Genomic DNA, 21,953 nt, shown 5'->3' with positions numbered 1-21,953 from the left:
TCGAACGCTGATTTTTAGGTTGAGCCATATTTAAACATTCAAATGGGAGGCACTGCTTTTCGGCCGTTATCAAGGCAATATTTATTTTGTAAAAACAGGGTACTCTTCATCAAAAAACCGAGGAAGGGTACCCTGTTTTAATGCTATGAACTTTTTCAGTGATCATTCACTTAAGCAGATCCTTTTTCTTCATGTCCCTATTTGGTTTTCTTGAATGATTTAATGTGAAACACCAGGAGTCCAACAAATAATAATGTTACAATAGCCGGAAATATTGCCAGTGAATATTTACCACTAAATACCATTAGCAGAATAGTAAAAATTCCTAATAGTATATATACTACATCAATAATTAATTTTCGTATCGACTGTTTCACTAAAGTTTGACCTCCACCACTGCTTAAAGCATTATTGCTCGCTCACACATGTACGCTTCTAGCAAAAAGACTCATGCCCCATCGTGAGGCATGAGTCTTTTCATTCAGGGGTACTAGTCGACGTAGCCGGCAAGTCCCTTTTCCATCAAATAATCCATTTCCGCGTCCAAAATCGACTCTACGATCAACTCATTGGATTTTACGTCAGGACGGCTTAGCACGTAATCAACCAGCTCATCGCCATCGATATCTACCTCGCCGTTTTTATCTTCCTTCGCATTGCCGATGAAGGTTTGTTCATGCTTTAATACTAGCTTAATCAGCTTTTCGTCTGCTTTTGTTTCGCCTGCTATGTATTCCACAAGCTCTTGCTCGTTCAATTGTTCAGTCATCGTTAGTCATCTCCTATTTGTAAGTGATCCCATTGTACCACAACTCTACTCCACTTCGCGCAGCAGCTTCTCCATACCATTTATACGCAAGCGTAATTGTGTCAGCTCTTCATGGATTTTGTCCTGCCCTTCCTTCAGCTCTTGTTGGATTAGGTAAGAGCTTTCTGCTAATCTGCGATATTCCTCATCTCTAGCGATTTCCGCCGAGCTTGATATCTGTGAAGGCCTCGATTGTTTTCCTTTTCTTATTAGGACAATGATTGAAACGGTAATCAAAGCAATTATGCCAAGTACAATAAAAAAAGAAATTGTCGTAAAAAGGACGGATGCCACATTTATACTCATATCATTCTTCCTCCTTCGAACTGCGAGTCTCCAACTTCGATTTGATCGTGAGTGACTTGACCACCTCTGAGATCGACTCAGCTGTTACATCATATTGAAATGGATTCAACTCGTAGTACTTCATCGATTTGCCAGCCTCGGACAGCTCCAAGCTTCCTGATACCAATCCAGCGATCTCCAGCCGTTGCAAATGCAAATAAAGCAGCGGTCTGCTCATTTGCACTTCTCTTGCCAGTTCACTTACGTACTTCCGGTTTTCCTTTAATGCAGCAATAATGCGTAACCTATGAGGATTGGCTAAGGCTTCAAACATATACAGCCATTCATCCCCTGTTCCGTTCATAAGCAACTACTCCACTTCATGACCATTTTCATATTTACTCTAGACAAAAACCTTACACCTGTAATAATAATATTACAGGTGTAAGGTATTGTAAACATTTGTATATTCAAATCATTATTAAGCTTTCTGCAAAAATTGATTCCCATGCAGTTGATAGTATAACCCTCTGCTTGCAAGCAGCTGTTCATGATTTCCTTGCTCTACGATTTCGCCAGCTTGAATGACCAGAATCGTATCCGCATTCCGTATCGTACTTAAACGATGGGCGATGACAAAGCTTGTTCTGCCGTTAAGAAGCTTTTTCATAGCTTCTTGGATTTGAATTTCGGACAGCGTATCGACACTGCTCGTAGCCTCATCCAATATGAGCAGTGCAGGATCCGAAAGAATAGCACGGGCAATCGTAATGAGCTGCCGTTGCCCATGACTGACATTGCCGCCCTCGGCTGCTAGCTTTGTATTATAGCCATCCGGCAGCTTGGATATAAAAGGATGCGCATTCGCTTGAACAGCAGCCGCTTCTACCTCTTCATCGGATGCTTCGAGCTTCCCATAACGAATATTGTCTCTAATCGTGCCTGCGAAGAGATGAGCATCCTGCAGCACAATGCCAAGCTGACGGCGAAGACTATTTTTATCAATCCGGCTTATATCCTCATCGTCAACTAGTATTTGTCCTTCATTGATTTCAAAGAAACGTCCGAGTAGATTAATAATTGTTGTCTTGCCAGCACCCGTCGGACCGACTAACGCTATTGTCTCGCCCGGCTTTGCTGTAAAGCTTATATTTCTCAATGCCGCTGTTCCTGTATTGTACTCAAAATGAACATTACGAAATTCCACTTTGCCAGCTATAGCTTGCGCCTGATTCATAGTATCCGATTCCTCGTATTCCGAAGGAATATCCATAATTTCAAACACCCGCTCCGCCCCTGCGACTCCGGATTGAATCATATTATATTGATTAGCTATTTCATTAAGAGGTCCACTGAATTGTCTAGAGTATCCGAGAAAACTGATAATGACACCGACGGTAGCTAAATCACGCAATGCCAGCCAGCCGCCGACACTCGCAATAATCAAATAGCTGATATGACTGAACATGTTCATGAATGGACCCATTGTTCCCGCGTAGATTTGGGCTTTGATCCCAACCTTCTTCAGCTTGGCATTCACTTCGCCAAACTGCCTGGCCAACCGTTCTTCCTGATGAAACAAGGCAACCACCTTCTTACCGGTCACTGTCTCCTCGATAAAGCTATTCAGTCCGCCAAGCTCCTGCTGCTGCCCTTGGAATTGACGCTTCGTAATCCTTGCAATTCGTTTGGAAACAAATACGATAAGCGGAATAACGACAAGTGCAACCAACGTCAACCAAACATTCAAAAATAACATCATCGTAAAGGAACCTAAGAGCATAATGACGCTCGAAATAATTTGGATGAGACTTTGATTGAGCGTATTCGTGACATTATCGATATCATTCGTAGTGCGGCTCATCAGCTCTCCGTGATTTTTGCTGGAGAAAAACGGAATAGGCAACTTTTGAAAATGAGCGAACAAATCTTTCCGCAGGCTCCATACTGTTCGCTGCGACACATCGGCCAATAGAAACGCCTGCAGCCAGCCTATAAAGCTGCCAGCAGCGTACACGCCAATCATTAGAAGGCAGAGCTGAAACAGTCCATCTTGTTTCTGTTTAATAATATAATCATCTAAAGCTACTCCGAGCAAATAAGGCCCAGCTAATGTTAAACCTGCTGCAATAACAGTAAGTATTATGACCGAAATGAGCTTATTCCGCTGTTTAAATAAATAACGCCCAAGTTTTTTTAATGTCGAAAAAGTATGATTCATACGCTTACGCTCCTTGCTGGGATAAGGCAATTTGCTGGTACAGCTTACTCTGTCCTAGCAGCTCCAGATGTGTGCCGACCGCCGTTATTTGACCATTCTCAAGCACAATAATACGATCAGCTTGCTCTACGGATGCGATTCGCTGCCCAATAATCAGGCATGTGCTGTTTTTCATAATGGTTTGCAGCGATTTTCGAATGAGCATATCTGTATTCAAATCGACTGCGCTTGTGCAATCGTCTAAAATAACGATCTTCGGCTTCAGCAGCAGCGTCCGCGCAATAGATATCCGCTGCTTCTGACCGCCTGACAAATTGACTCCTCGCTGCCCAAGTACAGTATCATAACCTTTTTCCAGCTTCATAATGAAGTCATGCGCCTCAGCAGCCTTTGCTGCCTCCTCTACTTCCGCTTGACTAGCTTCCGGCTTGCCATAGCTAATATTGTCTCGAATCGTTCCGCTGAAGAGCAGTGCTTGCTGAAGCACCATCCCAACCTGGCTATGAAGCTCCATAGGATCAATATCCTTAATAGGATGTGAATCAATACGAATTACACCCGCAGTTGCCTCATAAAAGCGCGGGATTAGGCTGACCAATGTCGATTTTCCTGCTCCATTCACACCAACAATTCCAATCGTCTCACCTGGCTCGGCTGTGAAATGAATGTCCCGCAGCAAAGCTTTCTCCATATCTCCATCATAGCTAAAGCTCACATGCTGAAATTCCAGCCGTCCTTCACGCACTTTAGTAGCACTGGTCCCCATCAGCGGCGCCTCTGATTTATCAGCTGTCACAGCAAGCACTTCATTAATACGATTCGCCGATGCCTTAGCACGGGATATAGTCATCAATTGATTGCCTAGACCAAGTGTAGAAAATAGAAGCTGTGTAATATAAGTAAGAAAAGCAGCAAGGTTGCCGACAGACAATGATCCCTCTGCAGAAAGCATCCCCCCGTACCATAGCGCGGCAACAATGCTGAAATTAAGAATAATAGACATAATTGGCGTATTTAATGCCACTATTTTGGCAGCCTTAACGCTGGCCTGAAGTAAATTCGTATTCGTGTGGTTGAACCGTTCTTCCTCATAATCAGATCGTACGAAAGCTTTCACCACTCTAATACCCGATAAATTTTCCTGCATAACGGTATTCACCTGATCCAGTCTCAGCTGCATACTCGAGAAGAGCGGTATCGTGATACGCGTAGTAATGACAAGAAAAGCAATTAGCAGCGGAATCATCGCCAATAAAATAAGTGATAGACGCGGACTGATCGTAAATGCCATAACTAAGCTGCCAATAATGATAAACGTATCACGAGCAAAAGTTCGCAGCAGCATCAGCACTAAGCCTTGAATCTGCGTGATATCTCCAGTCAACCGAGTAACAATTGAACCTGATCCAAAACGATCTAACGTACGAAGTGATAGGGACTGAATCTTTTGAAACAGCTCCTGTCTTAGATCCGCCCCAAAGCTTTGCGCAGCAATCGTCGCGAAAATGGTGCAGCCAACACCTGCAAATAACCCTAATATAGCCGCCACCAGCATTTTGGGCGCAGTTTGAAAGATAGACTCTAAATCCCCAGCAATAATACCATCATTCACAATACTCGCCATGAACCTGGGCTGGAGCATATCCAGACATACCTCAAGCAGCATAAACAGTGGTCCCAGCATAGCTGCAAACCAATACTTCTTCAAAAATCTAGTAAGCTTTAACAAATAATCACCTCTCTATTACCTAGTAATTTATGAAATCTGTACCCAGAAGCATAAACGGCTTGCGCGGCTCTTGGCAGCGCAAGCTCATTTCGTGGTTAAATATAAGCAAAGTATAAAGCGAAGCTTATCTCTCTTATATTTTAAAACAAGCAGAGGGCAGCCCTTCAGGCTCCCCCTTGTTAGAGAAATTATAGCATGTTCATTGTTATTTTGCGCTAATACTGCTACCATATAATTACCAAATAAAAAACTGCGCGTCACTGGCGGAACATGGGTAACCATGAGGGAGCGCGCAGATATTCAGCCGTACGCCTGGGCAAAGGTAAGGGGACATTCCTCTTGCCTTTTTATGTTTTCCAATAACATTCGAGGGAGCTGGGTTAGAAGATGACAGAAAAACTTATTTTAGACGGTGCGCGTGTTGCTGCTTCTATCAAAGAGGAGCTTAAAACGAGAGTTGCGACTCTCGCCGAAAAAGGGACGATCCCATGTTTGGCTACCATTCTAGTAGGCAATGATCCGGCTTCCGAAACCTATGTTCGTATGAAGGGAAATGCTTGTAAGCGTCTTGGCATTGAATCCAAGCGAATTGTATTGGATAAACATATCTCAACGGAAGACTTGATAGCCGTTATTCGCCAGCTTAACGATGATCCACTCGTGCACGGTATCCTATTACAGCATCCGGTTCCACATCAAATCAATGAACGGGCAGCATTTGACGCGATTAGTATCGATAAGGATGTCGATGGCGTCACTACTTTAGGCTTCGCCCAAAATGCGTTTGGATTCGCAAGCTATCCATCCTGTACGCCAGCGGCAATCGTGACTATACTCAATTACTATCAAGTTCCGACTGAAGGGAAACACGCCGTCGTCATTGGCCGCAGCCCGATACTCGGAAAACCAGTCTCTCTCATGTTATTGAATAGAAATGCAACCGTAACGACCTGCCATTCCAAAACAGAAAATTTGGCGGATATCGTTCGTCTCGGTGATATCGTCGTTGCCGCTGTCGGCAAACCGAAATTAATTCAAGGCGATTGGATCAAGCCTGGAGCTGTCGTGCTTGATGCTGGGTATAATGAAGGGAATGTAGGTGATGTCGATTATGAGGCATGCCTCAAGCAGGCTAGCGCCATTACACCAGTACCTGCGGGTGTTGGCCCTGTAACTATCGCTATGCTGCTCAAGCACACGGTTGATGCTGCTGAGAAATCAATGCTCGTATAAGAGATATAAAGAAAAGTCGTTCAGGTCAAATTCCTTGAACGACTTTTCTTAAATTTAAGGAGATTATAGGCTCATCAGCCGGATTCAGGGGCACTTGTACTAGGCGCTTCTGCCCCTCATTTCGCGATTATCGGCTCATTCGCCGAAGAAGCCTTTTCCCCTTTTTGCAGCTGATACATTTTGTAGTACCTGCCTTCGAGCGCCATCAGCGTTTCGTGATTGCCTCGTTCGACGATCTCGCCGCGATGCAGGACAAGAATTTGATCGGCATTGCGTATTGTAGACAATCGATGCGCGATAATTAAGGTCGTACGGCCTTCACTGACAACTTGCAGCGCCTTCTGAATTAAGCCTTCCGTTTCACTATCGATGCTGGCTGTCGCTTCATCCAGAATAAGAATGGACGGATCGAAAGCAAGCGCTCTAGCGAAGGAAATAAGTTGTCTTTGTCCAGAGGATAACGTGCTTCCTCGTTCTACGACCGGCTCCTCATAGCCGCCGGGCAGCTGTTCTATGAATTCTGCTGCGCCAACATCTCGAAGCACGCTCTTCACACGCTCAAGCGATATGTCCTTATTGTACAAGCTCACATTGAAGCTGATATCTCCAGCAAATAGATAAGGATCTTGAAGAACAATACCCATATGCTTGCGAAGCGCTTGCTTAGAATAGGTCGTAATATCCCGGTCATCAATTGTAATTTTGCCTTCACCCGGTTCATAAAAGCCAAGGAGCAGATTCATAATCGAGCTTTTACCAGAGCCTGTATGTCCGACTAACGCGACCGTCTCCCCTTTACGAGCCTCGAACGAAATACCTTTCAGCACATTTTCGCCTTTTTTATACGCAAAATTAACTTTATCGAACTTCACGGACCCATCCGGACGCTTCACTTGATCGACCTTCTCAACCTCCGCACCGTCTATATCCAATATCGCAAACACCTTCTCAGCGGAAACAAACGCTCTCTGCGCATTCGTCAATTGATCAAAAATGCCGATTATCGGATGAAAGATACGCCCTAAATACTCAATAAACGCATAAAATACACCTAATTGAATGACACCTTGCAAGGATTGGCCGCCAAAATACCAAATGACCAATGCCGTAACCAAGCTTCCTATAGTTCCAACTATATTACGAGATGACAGAGAAAACACTCTAAACTGTTTGATTTGATTGATATAACGATCTTCATTCAATACTTCAAACTCTTTCAACGTCAATTTTTCTCGGCGAAACGCTTGAATGATTGGCATGACGACTATGGACTCATTGATCATCGCGTTCATATCACTTAGTCTAGCGCGCATGATCGTAATATACTTCTTCGAATACTTCAGATGGATGACCATGATCAGCGCAAATAAAGGCGGCAGCAATAAGCAGAAAAGCGCCAGCCGCATATCCAAAATAAACAACGCGATGAAAATACCAAGCAGCTGTACAAAGCTTACAACGAAGGTCGCCATAAAGCTCATAAATAAATCTCGCACAGCTTCCGTATCATTGGCAATTCTCGATACAATTTGACCGATTGGCGTATTATCGAAATAACGCAGCGGAATGCGTTGTATATGCTTCATGAGGTCCATACGCATGTTTTTAATAATTTGCAGAGCAGTTGATTGCAGCATATAGGATTGCGTAAAATTACAGATGCTCGCTACAACTAGCAGCCCCATATATAAACCAAGCAATAATAAAACCGCATTGAGATCACCTGTATTTTTATATAAATGCGAATCGATTATGGTCTTGATAATAAAAGGACCAGCCAGCTCCGCGCCTACCGCGGAACATAGAATAAGCAGCGCGCCGATTATTCTGAATTTATATACGAGAGCGTATGAGATTAATCTTCTCGCCGTTGATTGCTTAGGCATTCTTCTACCTCCTCACTCTTCTAGACTGGCTTCCATTTGCTGACGTTCCCACTGCTCCTTATACCAGCCACCGAACAGCATAAGCTCGTTGTGGGTCCCTTCTTCTATGATCCGTCCATTATTTAATACAACAATCCAATCAGCGTGACTTACTGCGGAAAGACGGTGCGTAGTAATTAATGTAGTCTTCCCCTCGCGTTCCAAACGAATATGATGAAGGATACGGCTTTCTGTCCTCGCATCTACAGCCGAGAGGGAATCATCAAGCAGCAATATTTCAGAATCAACGAGCAATGCTCTCGCGATCGCCAGTCGCTGCTTTTGCCCGCCTGATAACATAACGCCATTTTCACCGACAACCGTTTCCAGTCCCTCTGGCATCGCTGCAATATCGTCGGTAAAAGAGGCCATTTCGATCGCCCTAGCTATTTCCGGCACTGTCGCATCCGGCTTGCCGAGCGCGATATTGTCTCTAATCGACTTGGACAGCAGCAGATGCTCTTGCGGCACATATGCAATCCAACGCTTCATTTGATCCAGCGCAATATGCTCAGCCGCAACGCCTGCTATCAATAGTTTCCCGTCCTCAATTGGATATTGGCGCAGCAGCTGCTTCAGCAGCGTGCTCTTCCCACTCCCAGTTTTCCCTACAATCCCTAGCGTTTGACCTCGTTCTAAGCTGAAGGATACGTCTGCAAGACTAGGCTGGGTCGCCGTCGGATACGTGAAGGTCAGCTTTCTCATTTCAATTCGGGTCGGAATTTCCACCTGAGTGGGATTCGCCTCATCCTCTACATCCGGATTCTGAGCTAACGCCGTATCAAGACGATCAGCCGAAGCACTCCCGCGCTGCAGAACATTAATAAATTCACCGAAGGAGATCATAGGCCAGATCAACATTCCCAAATACATATTAAAGGAAATGAGCTGCCCCAGCGATATTTCTCCTTCAAAAACAAGATAAGCTCCATATCCAAGTCCGATCGTATAGCTCACGCCGACGATTAACGAAATGATCGGCTGAAACAGCGCATTTAGAATTGAGACTCGCTTATTCTTGTTCATAACATTGGAAGTTACTTTGTCAAACGCTAACAGATCATGCTCCTCCTGCACATAGGAACGAATTACGCGAATACCGGAAATTGACTCTAGTGCATGCTCGTTCATTTGGCCAAAGGAGGCTTGAGCATCCAGAAAACGAAATCTTACTTTTTTGCCTAAACGACTAATAACTATCGCAAGCAATGGAAGCGGTATGAGTGCGGCGAGCATCAATTTGTAGCTGACTAAGGAAACCATCATCACGATAACAACGGAAGCACCAACGAGCGTATTAACGAGCGTCATAACTCCATAGCCTGCTGTTTGCCCAATCGCAAGAACGTCATTGGTAGCTAGCGCCATTAATTGCCCTGTACTGTTCCGTTGAAAAAATGCCGGTGTCATTTTCGTCAAATGGGCAAGCAGCTTCCCTCTCAGTACCTTCTCAATGAGAACCGAATTGCCAAATAGTGTAGTAATCCATAAATAAACGAGCACGTAAAGCAGCAAAGCTAGACCGATCAACAATAACACCGTCTGCGTTAAGCCTGAGGAGGTTAGCTCCTCATGACCGATTTGATCTACCGTAATACCGATTAATCTAGGGGGTATCGTTGACAAGAGGCTGACTATCGTCATTAACCCAATAGCAAACGCATAACTTTTCCATCTATCTTTGAAGAACCATCTCAATCGAGTTATAAATGACATGCCATTCCCCTCTTCCCTTCACTTTGCATATTTACATTTACACTTACACTTACACTTACGCAAATACACAGACTACCACTATACACACATTTCTTATTTTACATTTTCTTCCGACCCGCGTCTATGTAATGAAAAGCTATAACTGATAATTCCTCTTCCATATTTTATTAGCCCTATCTAAACCTCCAGATCTCATTCAGTAAAGTTCCCCTATATCCATTTTCTCCATATCAATTGATTAGAGCTCCACGTCATAATAAAGGAAACAAATGACACCGAATAAACTAATGATTATAGAGAAGAGGTGCTGGCATGTCCATTTCATTGCGGCCTTTACGGCTGCCGGATGATTATGCTGCTTTAGCAAAGCTGTTGAACACACACTGGTCGGAGCCTTATACGGCAGAGCGGCTCGAGGAAGACGATGCCAAATTATACGAAGTTGGCCATACTTATAAGGATGATAATGGACTACTCGCAGGATATGACCGTCTCAGACGGGTGGCCGTTACGGAGCAGGATGAGATCGTCGGTTACCTTTGGTCTTGGCGGGCGCCTTGGACAGAACCAGGTCATCTCAACAATACACTTGTCGTAGCAGAGCAGTACCGCAATCTAGGAGTTGGCCAACAGCTGTTTGCTGAGATTATTAGCTGGGGAGGTGCACTTGGAGCTACAACACTAGTATCAGAAGTATGGGACGATAGCCAAAGCTCGCTGCATTTTGCCGATCATAGAGGATTTATTACGGATAGACATTATTTTCAGTCTGTACTGGAGCTTGATCGAGTCAGCCAGGACCGCACACAAAACGATGACGTTTTCTATACGTTGGAACAGGGAGGTCTCCGATTCACTACGCTGGCGGATGAGCCCGGTGAAGAGAATGAACGGAAGCTTTACGAGCTTTACAAAGAAACACTCGTCGACATTCCTGGGTATACCGGTGAGGTTCCTGAAATTAATGAATGGCGAAAATGGAACTTACAGGTTGATGGTTATGCGCCAAACCAGGTTATCCTAGCGGTGGATGGCGATAAATTTGTAGGTGTAACGAATGTCCTTCATAATAAGCTGAGTAACGGGATGTATCATGAATATACCGGTGTCAGCAAAGCATATCGCGGTCGAAAAATCGCATTAGCATTAAAGTTAAAGGCTATACAACTTGCCAAACAACATAATGCTGCATATATCCGTACAGATAACGAATCTACAAATGAGCCCATTCTTAAAATCAATCGTCGCTTAGGCTATGAGCCATTACGGGGAAATTACCGGATAACAGCTCAGCTTCAAGAGGTGTCGCACTTAGCGGCTGCGCAACGATAACGTAGACAAAAATGCCAAAGTATCATCCTGTTCCTCCATGCCATGTTTATGTACATAATGGGAACGATCGGGGAGTTGCAGAAAGGGCATCCGATTAACAATCGTTATATTCAACGAACTTAATGGGCTAGGTTAGGAGATTAGAGTGGATTTTGTACAATCAAAAACCGATTACTTTCATTTTTTATGTGTTTGAATGGAAAAGATCCAATCTAAAAGGTGGTTATTAGCCCTTTGTATGTCAAATGGACGACTAGCTTGGATGAAATACAGTCTGGGCTAAATACGACGCTAATATGTAGAGTTAGATTGGATGATATACAGTCAAATATGAAAAGTAAGCTTTCATATTTTACAATAACTGTTGGTTTCAGATTTCGCACGCGTTGAATGCTCGAGCTCGATTTTGTCCGATGCATTCTATTCTATAATTGGCGAAAAGACTGACCACATAGCTAGCAACTGAGCTGTGACCCACATGACGAACTCTTTTTCAAGTGTCCATCCTTTACGGTCACAGCTCATTTAAAGGAGTCATCCTCTATTTATTATTTTTTATGAGATCCATTTATTTAAAATCATTAAAAGCAAGCCATGAAGCACAAGCGTCTACCCATCCAATTGTATGCGCTTCATCATCAGCGAGTCCTAAACCATGGCGTCCCTTTGTATACACATGTAGATCAAACTTTACTTTATGCTTACTAAGCGCGGAAGCAAACATCAGACTATTCTCAACTGGAACAGCCGCATCATCTGACGTATGCCATAAAAAGGTTGGCGGCGTATCTTCCGTTACATTTTTCTCAGGACTGTGCAGATCAATGTGTTCCTGCTTCACTTCTTTTCCAAGCAGATTATCTCTAGAACCGGTATGAGTAAAAGGATCTGTTAATGTGATTACAGGGTAACACAGTACGAGAAGATTAGGTCTAGATGACTGACGCTCAATCAAGTCTGCCGCTTCTACATTTCCGCTATCATAGCTGGTACCTGCATTCGCCGTTAAATGTCCGCCAGCAGAAAAACCTAGCACACCTAGCTTGTCCGGATTGATTCGAAAACGGCTTGCTTCATGTCGAATGGTACGAATGGCTCTCTGCACATCAAGCAATGCGTACGGATATTGATAAGGGGCCACTCGGTAACGAAGCACAAATGCTGAAATACCAAGCCCATTTAACCATTTTGCAATCGGTTCCCCTTCATGGGGCGCACGTCCACTATAGCCCCCGCCCGGACATACAACGACAACTGGACGATTTACGCCCTCTACCAAGTAAGGCGTAATCGCGGGACAATCCTCATCTGTATCGCCATTCGCGCCAGGCGCTCCATTTGGCCATAACAAAATTTCCTTCAAACTTTATCCCTCCCAATACAGTATCTAGAAAAACATCCTTTTTTATTATATAGCTAAGTCATAAGCTCTTGCTATAGAACAATCAAATGCATCTAGAAAAATGTAAGTGAGTTTAAGCACATTACAGTTTATAAGCGTTTCTTCACGGTAATGGCCCCAATAAAACCAATAACAGCACCGAGCAATGAGCCAGCGACGACTTCACTCGGCTGATGTCCCAATCTTTCCTTGAGTCGCTTACTTCGCCTGCTATGATCAATGCCAAGACGATCACCCGTCAGCTTCTCTACATCAGCTTCAAGGTCATTTACACGAATAGCGGTTTCTCCCGCATATCGACGAATATTCATTGCATCGTACATAACAATAATTCCGAGCATGGCTGCTATTGCGAATTCTGGAGTCTTTCTGCCATACCTAGTTGCTGTATAGACAGCTAACGCCGATACGCCGCTAGAGTGCGAACTCGGCATCCCGCCTGATTCGAATATTTTGCTGGCATCCCATTTCCCTGACTTCGCTTTATGCAATGGCAGCTTTAGCAGCTGCGCTGCGCCTACGGCGGCGATTGCTGTTCCTAATCCTCTGTTCATGACAAACGTTCAACCTCCCGTTTTTACTCTCACGTTAGTTTGCCCGATTCCACAGGAACCATGCCTTTTAGAACTATAACGGAGCGCAGGGCTAAACTTGTTCATTCCCCATATTTTGAATTCGCAATTCCTTCGTAAACCACGATTTATAGCTGATTAGGCTTAAAATAATACTCGTTACAGCAGCAGAGCTAGCGAATGCAAACACGATTAGAATTTGATAGCGAACCGCCTCAACCGGATTTGCTCCCGCAATTATCATTCCAGTCATCATTCCTGGGAGTTGGACGAGCCCAACAGTCTTCATCCCGTCAATCGTCGGGATCATGCTTGATTTGACCGATCTCTTCATGACATCCTGAATGGCCTGTCTTGCTGAAGCACCTAGTGAAAGCAGCGTCTCAATCTCTCCCCTTGAGGCATCGACCTCTCGTCTCATTTGATTCAGAAATAAGCCCGATACCACCATCGCGTTACCAATCGTCATTCCGCTAATTGGAATAATATATTGCGGCGTTGCTTCAATAATCCGAAATCCGAGCAGAAGTCCCATCATAAGGAGCTCCGTCGAAGTAATCGCAATCGCGATTTTCCATACAATGCCCTTTAGACCCTTCCCTCTTTTCCCAGCGTTAAAAGAAGCGACAGCGATCATAACAATTAATATCATCGCTATAAATATAGGATTTGTCGTATTGAAAATAAATTGCAATACATAGCCGACTAGCAGTAGCTGTACCGCTGATCGTATCGTTCCAATGGCGATATCACGTTCAAGGCCAAGCTTTTGCCAAACGGATACTAACATCGTAATCATAACAAATAATAGCGTGAAGCTCAGAGCTAAGATAGACATGGCGGTTACTCCTTAAGGACCGGGGCTTGTATGTAATTTCGAGCAAGCTCGGTTGACGGATTTTCAAAAAACTCATCAGTTGCGCAGTTCTCCAGCAATGTTCCGTCCCCCATAAACCACACGATATCACTCATTTTCCTTGCTTGGTCGATATCATGCGTAACCCAAATTATCGTTGTTCCTTCTTGATGATGCCACTCTCGTAGTACTTGCTCGACCATTACTTTGCTGCCTCCATCGAGCGATGCTGTAATTTCATCGAGCAGCAGTACCTCTGGGCGAAGCAGCAAAGCGCGAAGCAGAGAGACACGCTGCTTTTCTCCTCCCGATAAATCATCTGCGTTTTTGCTTAAATCCAAATGCTCTAGCCCTAAGCGCGGCAGTAGAAAATTCACGAGCTTGTCATCATAAGGAATTCTGTGCAGCAAGCTGACCGTCCTCAAATTATGCTCGATGCTCCCTTGAAGCATCACTGACTGCTGTGCTACATAACATACCTTCATCCTCCACTTTCTAGGATCCATATCACATTGCGATACATTTTTTAAGTGAATTTCCCCTTCATCAGCGTGATCCAAGGAAGCAAGAATACGCAGCAATGTGCTTTTTCCTTGACCAGATACGCCTAGTAAAGCTATGATAGCGGGCTCCATAATTTCAGTTGTTATATTGGAAAACAAAGCTTTGCAGTTTGTACCCTCCCTATTCTTTCTAAGCTGCTGCATATGTAAAATAGGCTCCACAGGCCGTCCTCCATTCTATTTCCATAAATATTATAGCTCTAATGCGGTTGTTTATGAATAAACGTAAACGGCTATTACCGTCCTTTGCTGCGTGAGTTCGTTTCGCGGACATCTCGAAAAGGCTGACAGCAAACCAACCGCCGCCAGAAAGGTACCAGAAGTTCGGATAGGAGTCTCGTGACCTAGATAATAGTCATAATTACCTATGATCAAATATGATTTTTCCACAAAAATATGTTTTTCTAGTAAATTCCTACTTGTTTTTTCAGGAATACTATTCATATTCGGACAATAAAGTACGATATTATTAAATAGTATATGTCTAAATTTGTAATCGTAACAAATTTATAATAATTCAATATGGTTATTATGGAATCTTGTAAATGGAAAAGGAGTGTGTTAATGAAACCAATAGATTCACCTATTCATCAACATAGAAATATTAACAAGGAGCGCTGACTTATGAAATTAATGAAACAAATGTCCTTTTTCACCAAAACTTTACTGTTAGCCTGCATTAACATTGTCCTAATAGGTACCATCTTAATTACTTCCAGTTATATGTTACAGAAGAGTATTCTCATTGAGCAGTTGCGCGGGCAAATTACGGCAATTACCCATGAGTGGGCTATTGAGATCGACCCTAAAGTAGTTTCACAGGCTGTCAGCCAGAAGAGCTACGAAGGAGAGGCACAAGCCACGCTTCAGGCGAAGTTCGACCTCATTCATAAATACAATCCTAATATTGCACAAGCTTACATATTTGGCACGGAACTGACAGAAGGTCTTCAAACCTCCGTTGTTGCGATGCCGACAAGTCTTGTTGAAGCTTTCTCAGCTGAAAACGTAGGCGTCGGGGATATGTATGAGCAACCGAAGACAATGGCGATTGCAGTTGCCAAAATGCTGGACACCGGGAAGCCGACCTTTACCAGCTTCTATAGCGACAGCTTTGGGACCTGGACATCCATTCTTTACCCGATAGCTGATGAGCAAGGAAAGATCTTCGCGTTCTTTGCTGCCGATGTAGATGCAAGCGCCGTCCCGGCAGGCCTGCATAAGCTTCTTATTAACGGCATTAGCATTATGGCTGTCTTCCTGGTCCTTATTTTCATTTTCCAGTATTTCATGACACGCCGGACGCTTAATCCTATCAAAGAGCTGGTACGAGGCATTGACGAGGTCAGGGATGGCAACTTGAATATCAAGCTAAAGACCGGAAACGACGATCTAGGTATGGTCAATCAAAAGTTCAACGAAATGGTCCAGCGTATTAACGATGCGATGGTTCAAGTTCAGCATACTTCGTATGCCGTAACGAATTCCGCTAAAAATTTGCATGAGATATCCGAGCAGAACAGTAAGAATACAACGCTGATCACAAACAGCATTCAGGAAATTACGAATGGAATCGCTGGTCAAGAGCAAATATCCGTGGATAGTGCAAGAGCGATGTCCGAGCTGTCATCTGTTATCCAGACGATTGCGGATAATTCCTCCAAAGTAGCGGAAGAAGCGTATGACATGGAGAAGAAGTCTATAGAAGGAAATACGATCGTCAAGCAGGTTATAACCCAAATGGAGCAAATTCAGACCTTTGTCAGCCAGTCTGCGAATGCGATGCAGTCGTTGGACAGCCGGTCCCAGGAAATTGAGGATATTGTCTCTATTATTAGAGGGATTTCCAGCCAGACTAATCTGCTCGCGCTTAATGCTGCTATTGAAGCGGCAAGAGTAGGTGAGCACGGCAAAGGCTTTGCGGTTGTAGCCGGAGAAGTCCGCAAATTGGCTGAGCAGTCGGATCGTTCCGTAAGTCAAATTTCAGAGCTTACGAAAGGAATTCAAGAGGAAATCCAAATTGCCGTTCGGGCGTTGGAGCAAGGTACAAATGAAGTTCGTGAAGGGCTGCTTATCTCGGATGCAACGGGACAGCTGCTCAGTGAAATTTTGAAGGCAACCCAGAACGTTACGCATCAGATTCAAGAGGTTTCCAGCTCGACGGAGCAGCTGTCAGCCGGTACGCAAGAGCTAACCGCAACATCGGAAAATTTGTCCGAGTCCGTTGGAGTTACAGCACTGAACAGCTCGAAAATCGCTCAATCCGTAGAAGAGCAGAAGGAAACAGTGAATGTGATTGTTCACTCTTCCACAGATTTGACTGCTTTGTCAGAAGAGCTTCAAAAGCTGCTTAATCAGTTTCAGGTGCGCCCTAAGGAGTTCAAACAGTCTGTTTAAAGCTTATACCACCCTAATAAAATAATAAGTCCTCGCATCTTTGTTGATGCGGGGAAATTTCCTATGAGGAGGATGTTACTAAAATGACGGAAATTATTCTAAGCGCCGCTGCTTTTACGCAAGAGAATGCCTTATTGTTTATACCGCTCGATTTTTCACGTCACAACCGTACTTATTCTTTCTCGTCTGCCGAACTTCCGCTGGATGAACGAATAAATCATCGTATGGCGCTAGCGTTCGATAATGTGGAGGAAGAGACGGCTATGCTTGGAGCGGTCTATTTTTCTTTGCTTTATCGCCTATCCGGAGAGAAAGAGATTATGGCGGGATGGGCTTCGGATGATGACAGGAGATTTCCGCTGCTGCTCAACTTTGATGAAGACAACCGGACGTTTCAAAGTATTACGAATAATATAAGGACTTGCTTGGCTTCTAGTCCGAAGGTCGAACTCGACTTCGATACATGCTTTTCAGTCAGGCATACGATCAAGTCAGAACGGGAGCTGCTAAATTGGCAGTTGCTTGAAAATAACGGCAGATGGAAGATTCGGGTGGATTACGATGCTTCTGTCTTCAAGAAAAGCTCTATCCTTCGATTCATGCAGTACTATATGATCCTGCTTGATTCTGCTCTTGCAGATACGAGCAGCCTTATTGCGGCAGTAAACATTTTGACGGACGAGGATAAAGCGGTTTACGAGCGGATGAATGATACAGCTTGGGATTACGCCAAGGATCAGACCATTCACGGTATGTTCGAGGAAGCAGTTAAACAGTTCCCCGAACGGATCGCATTATCCTCCATTCATGGAGAGCTAACTTACAGGGAGCTTAACGAGAAGGCTAATAAAATCGCCAGATTGCTCATTGACAAGGGACTGGATAAGGGCAGCTTCGTCACCATATTTATGGAGCGCAGCCTTGATCTACTCATCGCCCTGCTTGGCATACTGAAGGCCGGAGGCGTGTACGTTCCTGTTGATCCAGATCATCCGGAAGAACGCAACCGCTACATTCTGGCCGATACGGAATCGGCATTCGTACTGACCAAGTCGCAGTATAGAAGTGAAGCAGAGCTGCTATGCGTCCAAGTAGAAACCGTCAAGGAAATTATTGCGATGGATACAGGGATAGCGGATGCGTACCAAGGCATCGATAATGTGAATACAAGCGTGGCGGCAAGCGATTTGGCTTACGTAATCTACACCTCAGGCTCAACCGGCAGGCCAAAGGGAGCGCTTATCGCTCACGAGGGTGTCGTCAATTTAGGCGAAACAGTCAGGACGGACTGCCAGATCGAGCCGGAGGATGTGCTTACCCAATTTGCCACTTACAGCTTTGATGCCTCTGTATGGGATACTATCGGAGCCTTGTTCTATGGAGCCCACCTGTACTTGCTCTCACCTGATGAAAGGGTGTCGGTAGAGGAATTTGCCGCAGCTATCGAAAGAACCGGAACGACGATCATTACGATTTTGCCGACTGTTTTCTTCAACCAGCTGTCCGCTTTTCTATCTGATGAGGGATACCGCAGACTTTCCAAGGTGAAGCTCATAACGGTAGCGGGTGAAGCGTTGTACGGAGAGCAGGTTAGATCATTCCAACGCAAATTTCAGGACGGCATCGATATTGTCAACGTGTATGGTCCAACCGAATGCACGGTATGTACCACAACGCATAAAATTACAGGCTACATATCCGAGGATCTGACGAACGTTCCGATCGGCAGGCCAATCCATAACTATAAAGTGTATATCGTCAACGAAGAAAATCAGCTATGCCCTGTTCATGTACATGGAGAGGTATATATTGCTACAGTTGGGCTTGCAAAGGGTTATCTGAAGCAGCCAGAGAAAACCGCTGAGGCCTTCATAGCTAACCCTTTCGGTGAAGGACAAATTTATAAATCCGGTGACATAGCCAAGCTGCTTCCTGACGGTACGATTGAGTATGTGGGGCGACGGGATTCACAGATTAAAATTCGCGGACACCGGATTGAAATCGGAGAGATCGAGGACAGCTTTTCCAAAATTCCAAACGTGCAGAACGTAGCGGTTATTTGCAAAAAAGATGTTGATGGCCAGAATATGCTGGTCGGCTATTTTACGTCCAAAGACGGCAGTGCCTTGTCTTCTGCTGAAATTAAAGGAATGCTTGGTGACAAGCTGCCTGCTTATTTCGTTCCCAAGTGGATCGTGCAGCTGGATAATATGCCGACATCCCCTACCGGCAAAATTGACCGGAAAGGGCTGCTCAGCTATGAGCATCGTGTAGGCCAGTCTACGGAAGAGAGCTTTACAGAGCCTGCAACAGCTGTTGAGCGGATTGTCGCCCATTCATGGCAAGAAGCGTTGAACCTTGAAGAAGTGGGAAGGCATGATGATTTCTTCTCCGTTGGCGGCGATTCTCTTGCGATTATTCACGTACTCGTTATTTTGAAGCCGCATTTCCCGAATTTGAAAATAAATGATTTCTTCCAATATCGTACGCTGAATGCACTATCCAATCGCATCGAACAGCTGCAAGCGGAAGAACAGCCAACAATAGATTCATCGGCCTATACGGGACCGATTATTCCTTTGGATGAACACCCTTCCCTGCCTTCCGCAAGAGGAGCTGGATTAAGCTTTGAAGCACCATCTGCGGTGCTGTTGACCGGCTCAACTGGATATTTGGGCAGCTATTTGTTGCATGAACTGCTTGTACAGAGCCAAGCAGTCATTTATTGTCTCGTACGTCCAGGTTTGGATTCGGGAATTAGCAGAATACAAAACAGCATGGCATTTTTCTTCGGTGCCCGCATTTCCAAGCTTATGGAGGGACGCGTTATCGCCATAGAGGGAGATTTGGAGCGGCCTGAACTAGGGCTATGCGCTGAGGACCGGCAGCAGCTTTCTGCTAAGCTGGAGGCTATTTTGCATAGTGCGGCAGATGTCAGACATTTCGGTGATGAGGAGCAGTTTGCCAAGACAAATATTGCGGGAACGCTCTCCTTGATTGAGCTTGCTAAGGTATGCGAGAAGAAAGTAAGGTTCCATCATATTTCGACGCTAGGCATACCAGAGGATCTGGCATTAAGCGGTCAATGGAATGCTGTAGTGGAGCAGCAGCAGCTAGCTCCGGAACTTCGCGTTGACAATCTTTATACGAACAGCAAAATGGAAGCGGAGAAAGCTCTTATGCTTGCAGCAGAGCAAGGGCTAGCCGTAAGCATCTATAGAGCAGGCAACTTGTCCTCTCATTCCAAAACAGGTCTGTTTCAAAAAAATATAGACAGCAACTCCTTCTATCGGATGATCAAAGCGATGCTGCTACTTGGCAAGGCACCTGAGGTGAAGTGGGAAATGGACTTTACGCCTATCGATTACGCAGGACAGTCCATTGTACATTTGGCACTTCGTTCAGACACTTCCGGACGTATGTTCCATATTTGCAATCCGAAGACCGTTTCCTATTCCGATTGGATCGCTATCATACAAGAATATGGCTATGAGATTGAGGCACTTGCTCCAAAGGCGTATACCGAGTGGCTGTTCGACGATCGTTACTCGAAAGATCCAGAAGGCGTGAAGCTGGCGATTGCGCAGCTGGAAGGTGACGGTGCGAAGGACTCTCCGTTCCACTACGGATGCAAGTCTACCAGCCAAGCACTGCAGCAATCCAGCATTCGTTGCGCGGAACCCGATAAACAGCTTATGAAAAGCATGATTGATTACGCGGTAAAAATCGGGTATTTCCCAAGACCTACTGTATTACAGAAGATATAATACGGATTACACGAGAGTACATGGGAACAAAAAAAGTTGTTCTCGGAAGATGTGCTGAACGCCGTGAGGAAAAAACTTATCGTTGGTATGGATAGCGTAAGCAGCTTAGACAGGGAATCACGCTAGTAGGAACGTCATTTAGCAGAAAAACGTGGTCACTTCGGTGATCACGTTTTTCTAAATACAATCATTCCTGGAAGAAAGCTTTTCCCCTTGGGCTTCTCCATTAGTAATAATTTGTCGTTATGGAAGAGAAACGCCGCTGCCATTTGCCTTAAAGTAATCTTATTTATCCCCTAATCTAAAGTTCAACATTGCCTTGGGAACACACTTCTATTATTCTGATTTCAATATATTCGCAAACAAAGCCATATAACTGTACCTAAAGCTATGAGAGCAGCCAGTGAAACAAATAACAAATAACCAATTTTAGTTTTAGTAATAGCGTGATTATCATAAAATTCAGGTTTTCTATCCATTCCCAGCCATAATTCACCGATTAAGTTTACTACTACAAGAGCAAAGTTTTTAATAGTTCTCACTTAATCCCCTCCATCACCAGCTATACGATTGGATACTGATTCCAATTCATATTCTAGGCTTGATTCGCAATTGATGCAAACAGAGGCCGTGCTAGTTTCTGTCTATGGTCAGTTTTCCGGTTAAGCCAATATATTTTTGAGTTAACGATAAGAAACTGCTACATTAGACATTTTAGTAGCTTAATCCTCAATAATTGTGAAGTTAGGTTCACTATGTTTCAAGTCGCTGCTTCTCTCTTGATGAATTAGTGAAGTAGAACCTCATTAGCGATGAGGTTAAGCTCATGGGTAGTGAGGTTCACCTCACTATTACCCTTAGATATACAATAAATATGGATATTAGTGAGCTTATCCTCACTAAATAGTGAGTTTCCCTCAGTAGCTAGACCATTGCTCTTCTCATGTTTAGTCAAGCCATAATACGGCGACACATCAATCAAATTATTACCCATATCCACTGCCGTATGCACGGTACGGACACTTTCTGCTTCATCCGTCTCCCGGAATACTGACCCAAGCGACGACGCGCCAAAGCTAAGTACAGATACTTCCAGCCCCGTCTTTCCAAGCTTGCGATATTTAATCAACCCTCACTCCTAGTCCCT

The 21,953-nt window shown here is 44.4% G+C and carries 16 protein-coding genes, 1 pseudogene and 1 riboswitch; of the genes and pseudogenes, 4 read left to right on the top strand and 13 right to left on the bottom strand.

Annotated features, from left to right (window positions below):
- Positions 1-490: 490 nt before the first annotated feature.
- From AC0YN7_RS19945 to AC0YN7_RS19925, 5 genes are all read right to left on the bottom strand, one after another.
- Positions 491-769, bottom strand: a complete 279-nt coding sequence (locus AC0YN7_RS19945) for a hypothetical protein (RefSeq protein WP_475811781.1) — start codon at positions 767-769, stop codon at positions 491-493.
- A gap of 45 nt (positions 770-814) precedes the next feature.
- Complete coding sequence (locus AC0YN7_RS19940) at positions 815-1,114, bottom strand: hypothetical protein (RefSeq protein WP_475811780.1); 300 nt, start codon at positions 1,112-1,114, stop codon at positions 815-817.
- Between the two features lies 1 nt (position 1,115).
- Positions 1,116-1,457 carry an ArsR/SmtB family transcription factor gene (locus AC0YN7_RS19935; protein WP_475811779.1) on the bottom strand — a complete coding sequence of 114 codons (342 nt, stop codon included), beginning with the start codon at positions 1,455-1,457 and terminating at the stop codon, positions 1,116-1,118.
- A gap of 117 nt (positions 1,458-1,574) precedes the next feature.
- Positions 1,575-3,314 carry an ABC transporter ATP-binding protein gene (locus AC0YN7_RS19930; RefSeq protein ID WP_475811778.1) on the bottom strand — a complete coding sequence of 580 codons (1,740 nt, stop codon included), beginning with the start codon at positions 3,312-3,314 and terminating at the stop codon, positions 1,575-1,577.
- A gap of 4 nt (positions 3,315-3,318) precedes the next feature.
- Positions 3,319-5,043, bottom strand: coding sequence for an ABC transporter ATP-binding protein (locus AC0YN7_RS19925; protein ID WP_475811777.1), 1,725 nt, complete (start codon positions 5,041-5,043; stop codon positions 3,319-3,321).
- Positions 5,044-5,289: 246 nt separating this feature from the next.
- Positions 5,290-5,368, top strand: a riboswitch (ZMP/ZTP riboswitch).
- Positions 5,369-5,430: 62 nt separating this feature from the next.
- Here AC0YN7_RS19925 and AC0YN7_RS19920 point away from each other — a divergent pair.
- Positions 5,431-6,276, top strand: a complete 846-nt coding sequence (locus AC0YN7_RS19920) for a bifunctional 5,10-methylenetetrahydrofolate dehydrogenase/5,10-methenyltetrahydrofolate cyclohydrolase (protein ID WP_475811776.1) — start codon at positions 5,431-5,433, stop codon at positions 6,274-6,276.
- A gap of 116 nt (positions 6,277-6,392) precedes the next feature.
- On the opposite strand, the gene AC0YN7_RS19915 is transcribed toward AC0YN7_RS19920, so the two are convergent.
- Positions 6,393-8,162 (bottom strand): ABC transporter ATP-binding protein, encoded by a 1,770-nt coding sequence (locus tag AC0YN7_RS19915; RefSeq protein ID WP_475811775.1) that lies wholly within the window; start codon positions 8,160-8,162, stop codon positions 6,393-6,395.
- Positions 8,163-8,174: 12 nt separating this feature from the next.
- The gene (locus AC0YN7_RS19910; protein ID WP_475811774.1) at positions 8,175-9,917 is read right to left on the bottom strand and encodes an ABC transporter ATP-binding protein; all 1,743 of its coding nucleotides are present in this window, start codon (positions 9,915-9,917) and stop codon (positions 8,175-8,177) included.
- A 312-nt stretch (positions 9,918-10,229) separates the two neighbouring features.
- On the opposite strand from AC0YN7_RS19910, the gene AC0YN7_RS19905 reads away from it, so the two are divergent.
- Positions 10,230-11,249 carry an N-acetyltransferase family protein gene (locus AC0YN7_RS19905; protein ID WP_475811773.1) on the top strand — a complete coding sequence of 340 codons (1,020 nt, stop codon included), beginning with the start codon at positions 10,230-10,232 and terminating at the stop codon, positions 11,247-11,249.
- Between the two features lie 568 nt (positions 11,250-11,817).
- On the opposite strand, the gene AC0YN7_RS19900 is transcribed toward AC0YN7_RS19905, so the two are convergent.
- The 4 genes from AC0YN7_RS19900 to AC0YN7_RS19885 form a co-directional block, all read right to left on the bottom strand.
- Positions 11,818-12,612, bottom strand: coding sequence for an alpha/beta hydrolase (locus AC0YN7_RS19900; RefSeq protein ID WP_475811772.1), 795 nt, complete (start codon positions 12,610-12,612; stop codon positions 11,818-11,820).
- 128 nt (positions 12,613-12,740) lie between these two features.
- Positions 12,741-13,205 carry a divergent PAP2 family protein gene (locus AC0YN7_RS19895; protein WP_475811771.1) on the bottom strand — a complete coding sequence of 155 codons (465 nt, stop codon included), beginning with the start codon at positions 13,203-13,205 and terminating at the stop codon, positions 12,741-12,743.
- Between the two features lie 91 nt (positions 13,206-13,296).
- On the bottom strand, positions 13,297-14,061 hold the full coding sequence (locus AC0YN7_RS19890) for an ABC transporter permease (RefSeq protein WP_475811770.1): 765 nt from the start codon (positions 14,059-14,061) through the stop codon (positions 13,297-13,299).
- 5 nt (positions 14,062-14,066) lie between these two features.
- Positions 14,067-14,804 (bottom strand): ABC transporter ATP-binding protein, encoded by a 738-nt coding sequence (locus AC0YN7_RS19885; protein WP_475811769.1) that lies wholly within the window; start codon positions 14,802-14,804, stop codon positions 14,067-14,069.
- A gap of 462 nt (positions 14,805-15,266) precedes the next feature.
- On the opposite strand from AC0YN7_RS19885, the gene AC0YN7_RS19880 reads away from it, so the two are divergent.
- Together AC0YN7_RS19880 and AC0YN7_RS19875 are read left to right on the top strand one after the other, a co-directional pair.
- Positions 15,267-17,039 (top strand): methyl-accepting chemotaxis protein, encoded by a 1,773-nt coding sequence (locus AC0YN7_RS19880; RefSeq protein WP_475811768.1) that lies wholly within the window; start codon positions 15,267-15,269, stop codon positions 17,037-17,039.
- 83 nt (positions 17,040-17,122) lie between these two features.
- Positions 17,123-20,806: a non-ribosomal peptide synthetase family protein gene (locus AC0YN7_RS19875; protein WP_475811767.1), complete on the top strand. Its 3,684-nt coding sequence runs from the start codon at positions 17,123-17,125 to the stop codon at positions 20,804-20,806.
- A 347-nt stretch (positions 20,807-21,153) separates the two neighbouring features.
- Here AC0YN7_RS19875 and AC0YN7_RS19870 read toward each other — a convergent pair whose 3' ends face one another.
- Together AC0YN7_RS19870 and AC0YN7_RS19865 are read right to left on the bottom strand one after the other, a co-directional pair.
- The gene (locus AC0YN7_RS19870) at positions 21,154-21,348 is read right to left on the bottom strand and encodes a hypothetical protein (RefSeq protein WP_475811766.1); all 195 of its coding nucleotides are present in this window, start codon (positions 21,346-21,348) and stop codon (positions 21,154-21,156) included.
- 374 nt (positions 21,349-21,722) lie between these two features.
- Positions 21,723-21,932: pseudogene (locus AC0YN7_RS19865) on the bottom strand (aldo/keto reductase); the annotation flags it as partial.
- Between the last annotated feature and the right edge of the window lie 21 nt (positions 21,933-21,953).

The sequence above is a fragment of the Paenibacillus sp. J31R122 genome (assembly GCF_056269185.1).
This window is presented reverse-complemented; position numbering and strand designations above follow the sequence as displayed.

Bases quoted from the DNA above. Each gene is read 5' to 3' on its own strand.
- AC0YN7_RS19920 (WP_475811776.1), top strand. From the start codon at position 5,431: ATGACAGAAAAACTTATTTTAGACGGTGCGCGTGTTGCTGCTTCTATC.
- AC0YN7_RS19940 (WP_475811780.1), bottom strand. From the start codon at position 1,114: ATGAGTATAAATGTGGCATCCGTCCTTTTTACGACAATTTCTTTTTTT.
- AC0YN7_RS19880 (WP_475811768.1), top strand. From the start codon at position 15,267: ATGAAATTAATGAAACAAATGTCCTTTTTCACCAAAACTTTACTGTTA.
- AC0YN7_RS19935 (WP_475811779.1), bottom strand. From the start codon at position 1,457: ATGAACGGAACAGGGGATGAATGGCTGTATATGTTTGAAGCCTTAGCC.
- AC0YN7_RS19895 (WP_475811771.1), bottom strand. From the start codon at position 13,205: ATGAACAGAGGATTAGGAACAGCAATCGCCGCCGTAGGCGCAGCGCAG.
- AC0YN7_RS19910 (WP_475811774.1), bottom strand. From the start codon at position 9,917: ATGTCATTTATAACTCGATTGAGATGGTTCTTCAAAGATAGATGGAAA.
- AC0YN7_RS19905 (WP_475811773.1), top strand. From the start codon at position 10,230: ATGTCCATTTCATTGCGGCCTTTACGGCTGCCGGATGATTATGCTGCT.
- AC0YN7_RS19915 (WP_475811775.1), bottom strand. From the start codon at position 8,162: ATGCCTAAGCAATCAACGGCGAGAAGATTAATCTCATACGCTCTCGTA.
- AC0YN7_RS19890 (WP_475811770.1), bottom strand. From the start codon at position 14,061: ATGTCTATCTTAGCTCTGAGCTTCACGCTATTATTTGTTATGATTACG.
- AC0YN7_RS19945 (WP_475811781.1), bottom strand. From the start codon at position 769: ATGACTGAACAATTGAACGAGCAAGAGCTTGTGGAATACATAGCAGGC.
- AC0YN7_RS19875 (WP_475811767.1), top strand. From the start codon at position 17,123: ATGACGGAAATTATTCTAAGCGCCGCTGCTTTTACGCAAGAGAATGCC.
- AC0YN7_RS19930 (WP_475811778.1), bottom strand. From the start codon at position 3,314: ATGAATCATACTTTTTCGACATTAAAAAAACTTGGGCGTTATTTATTT.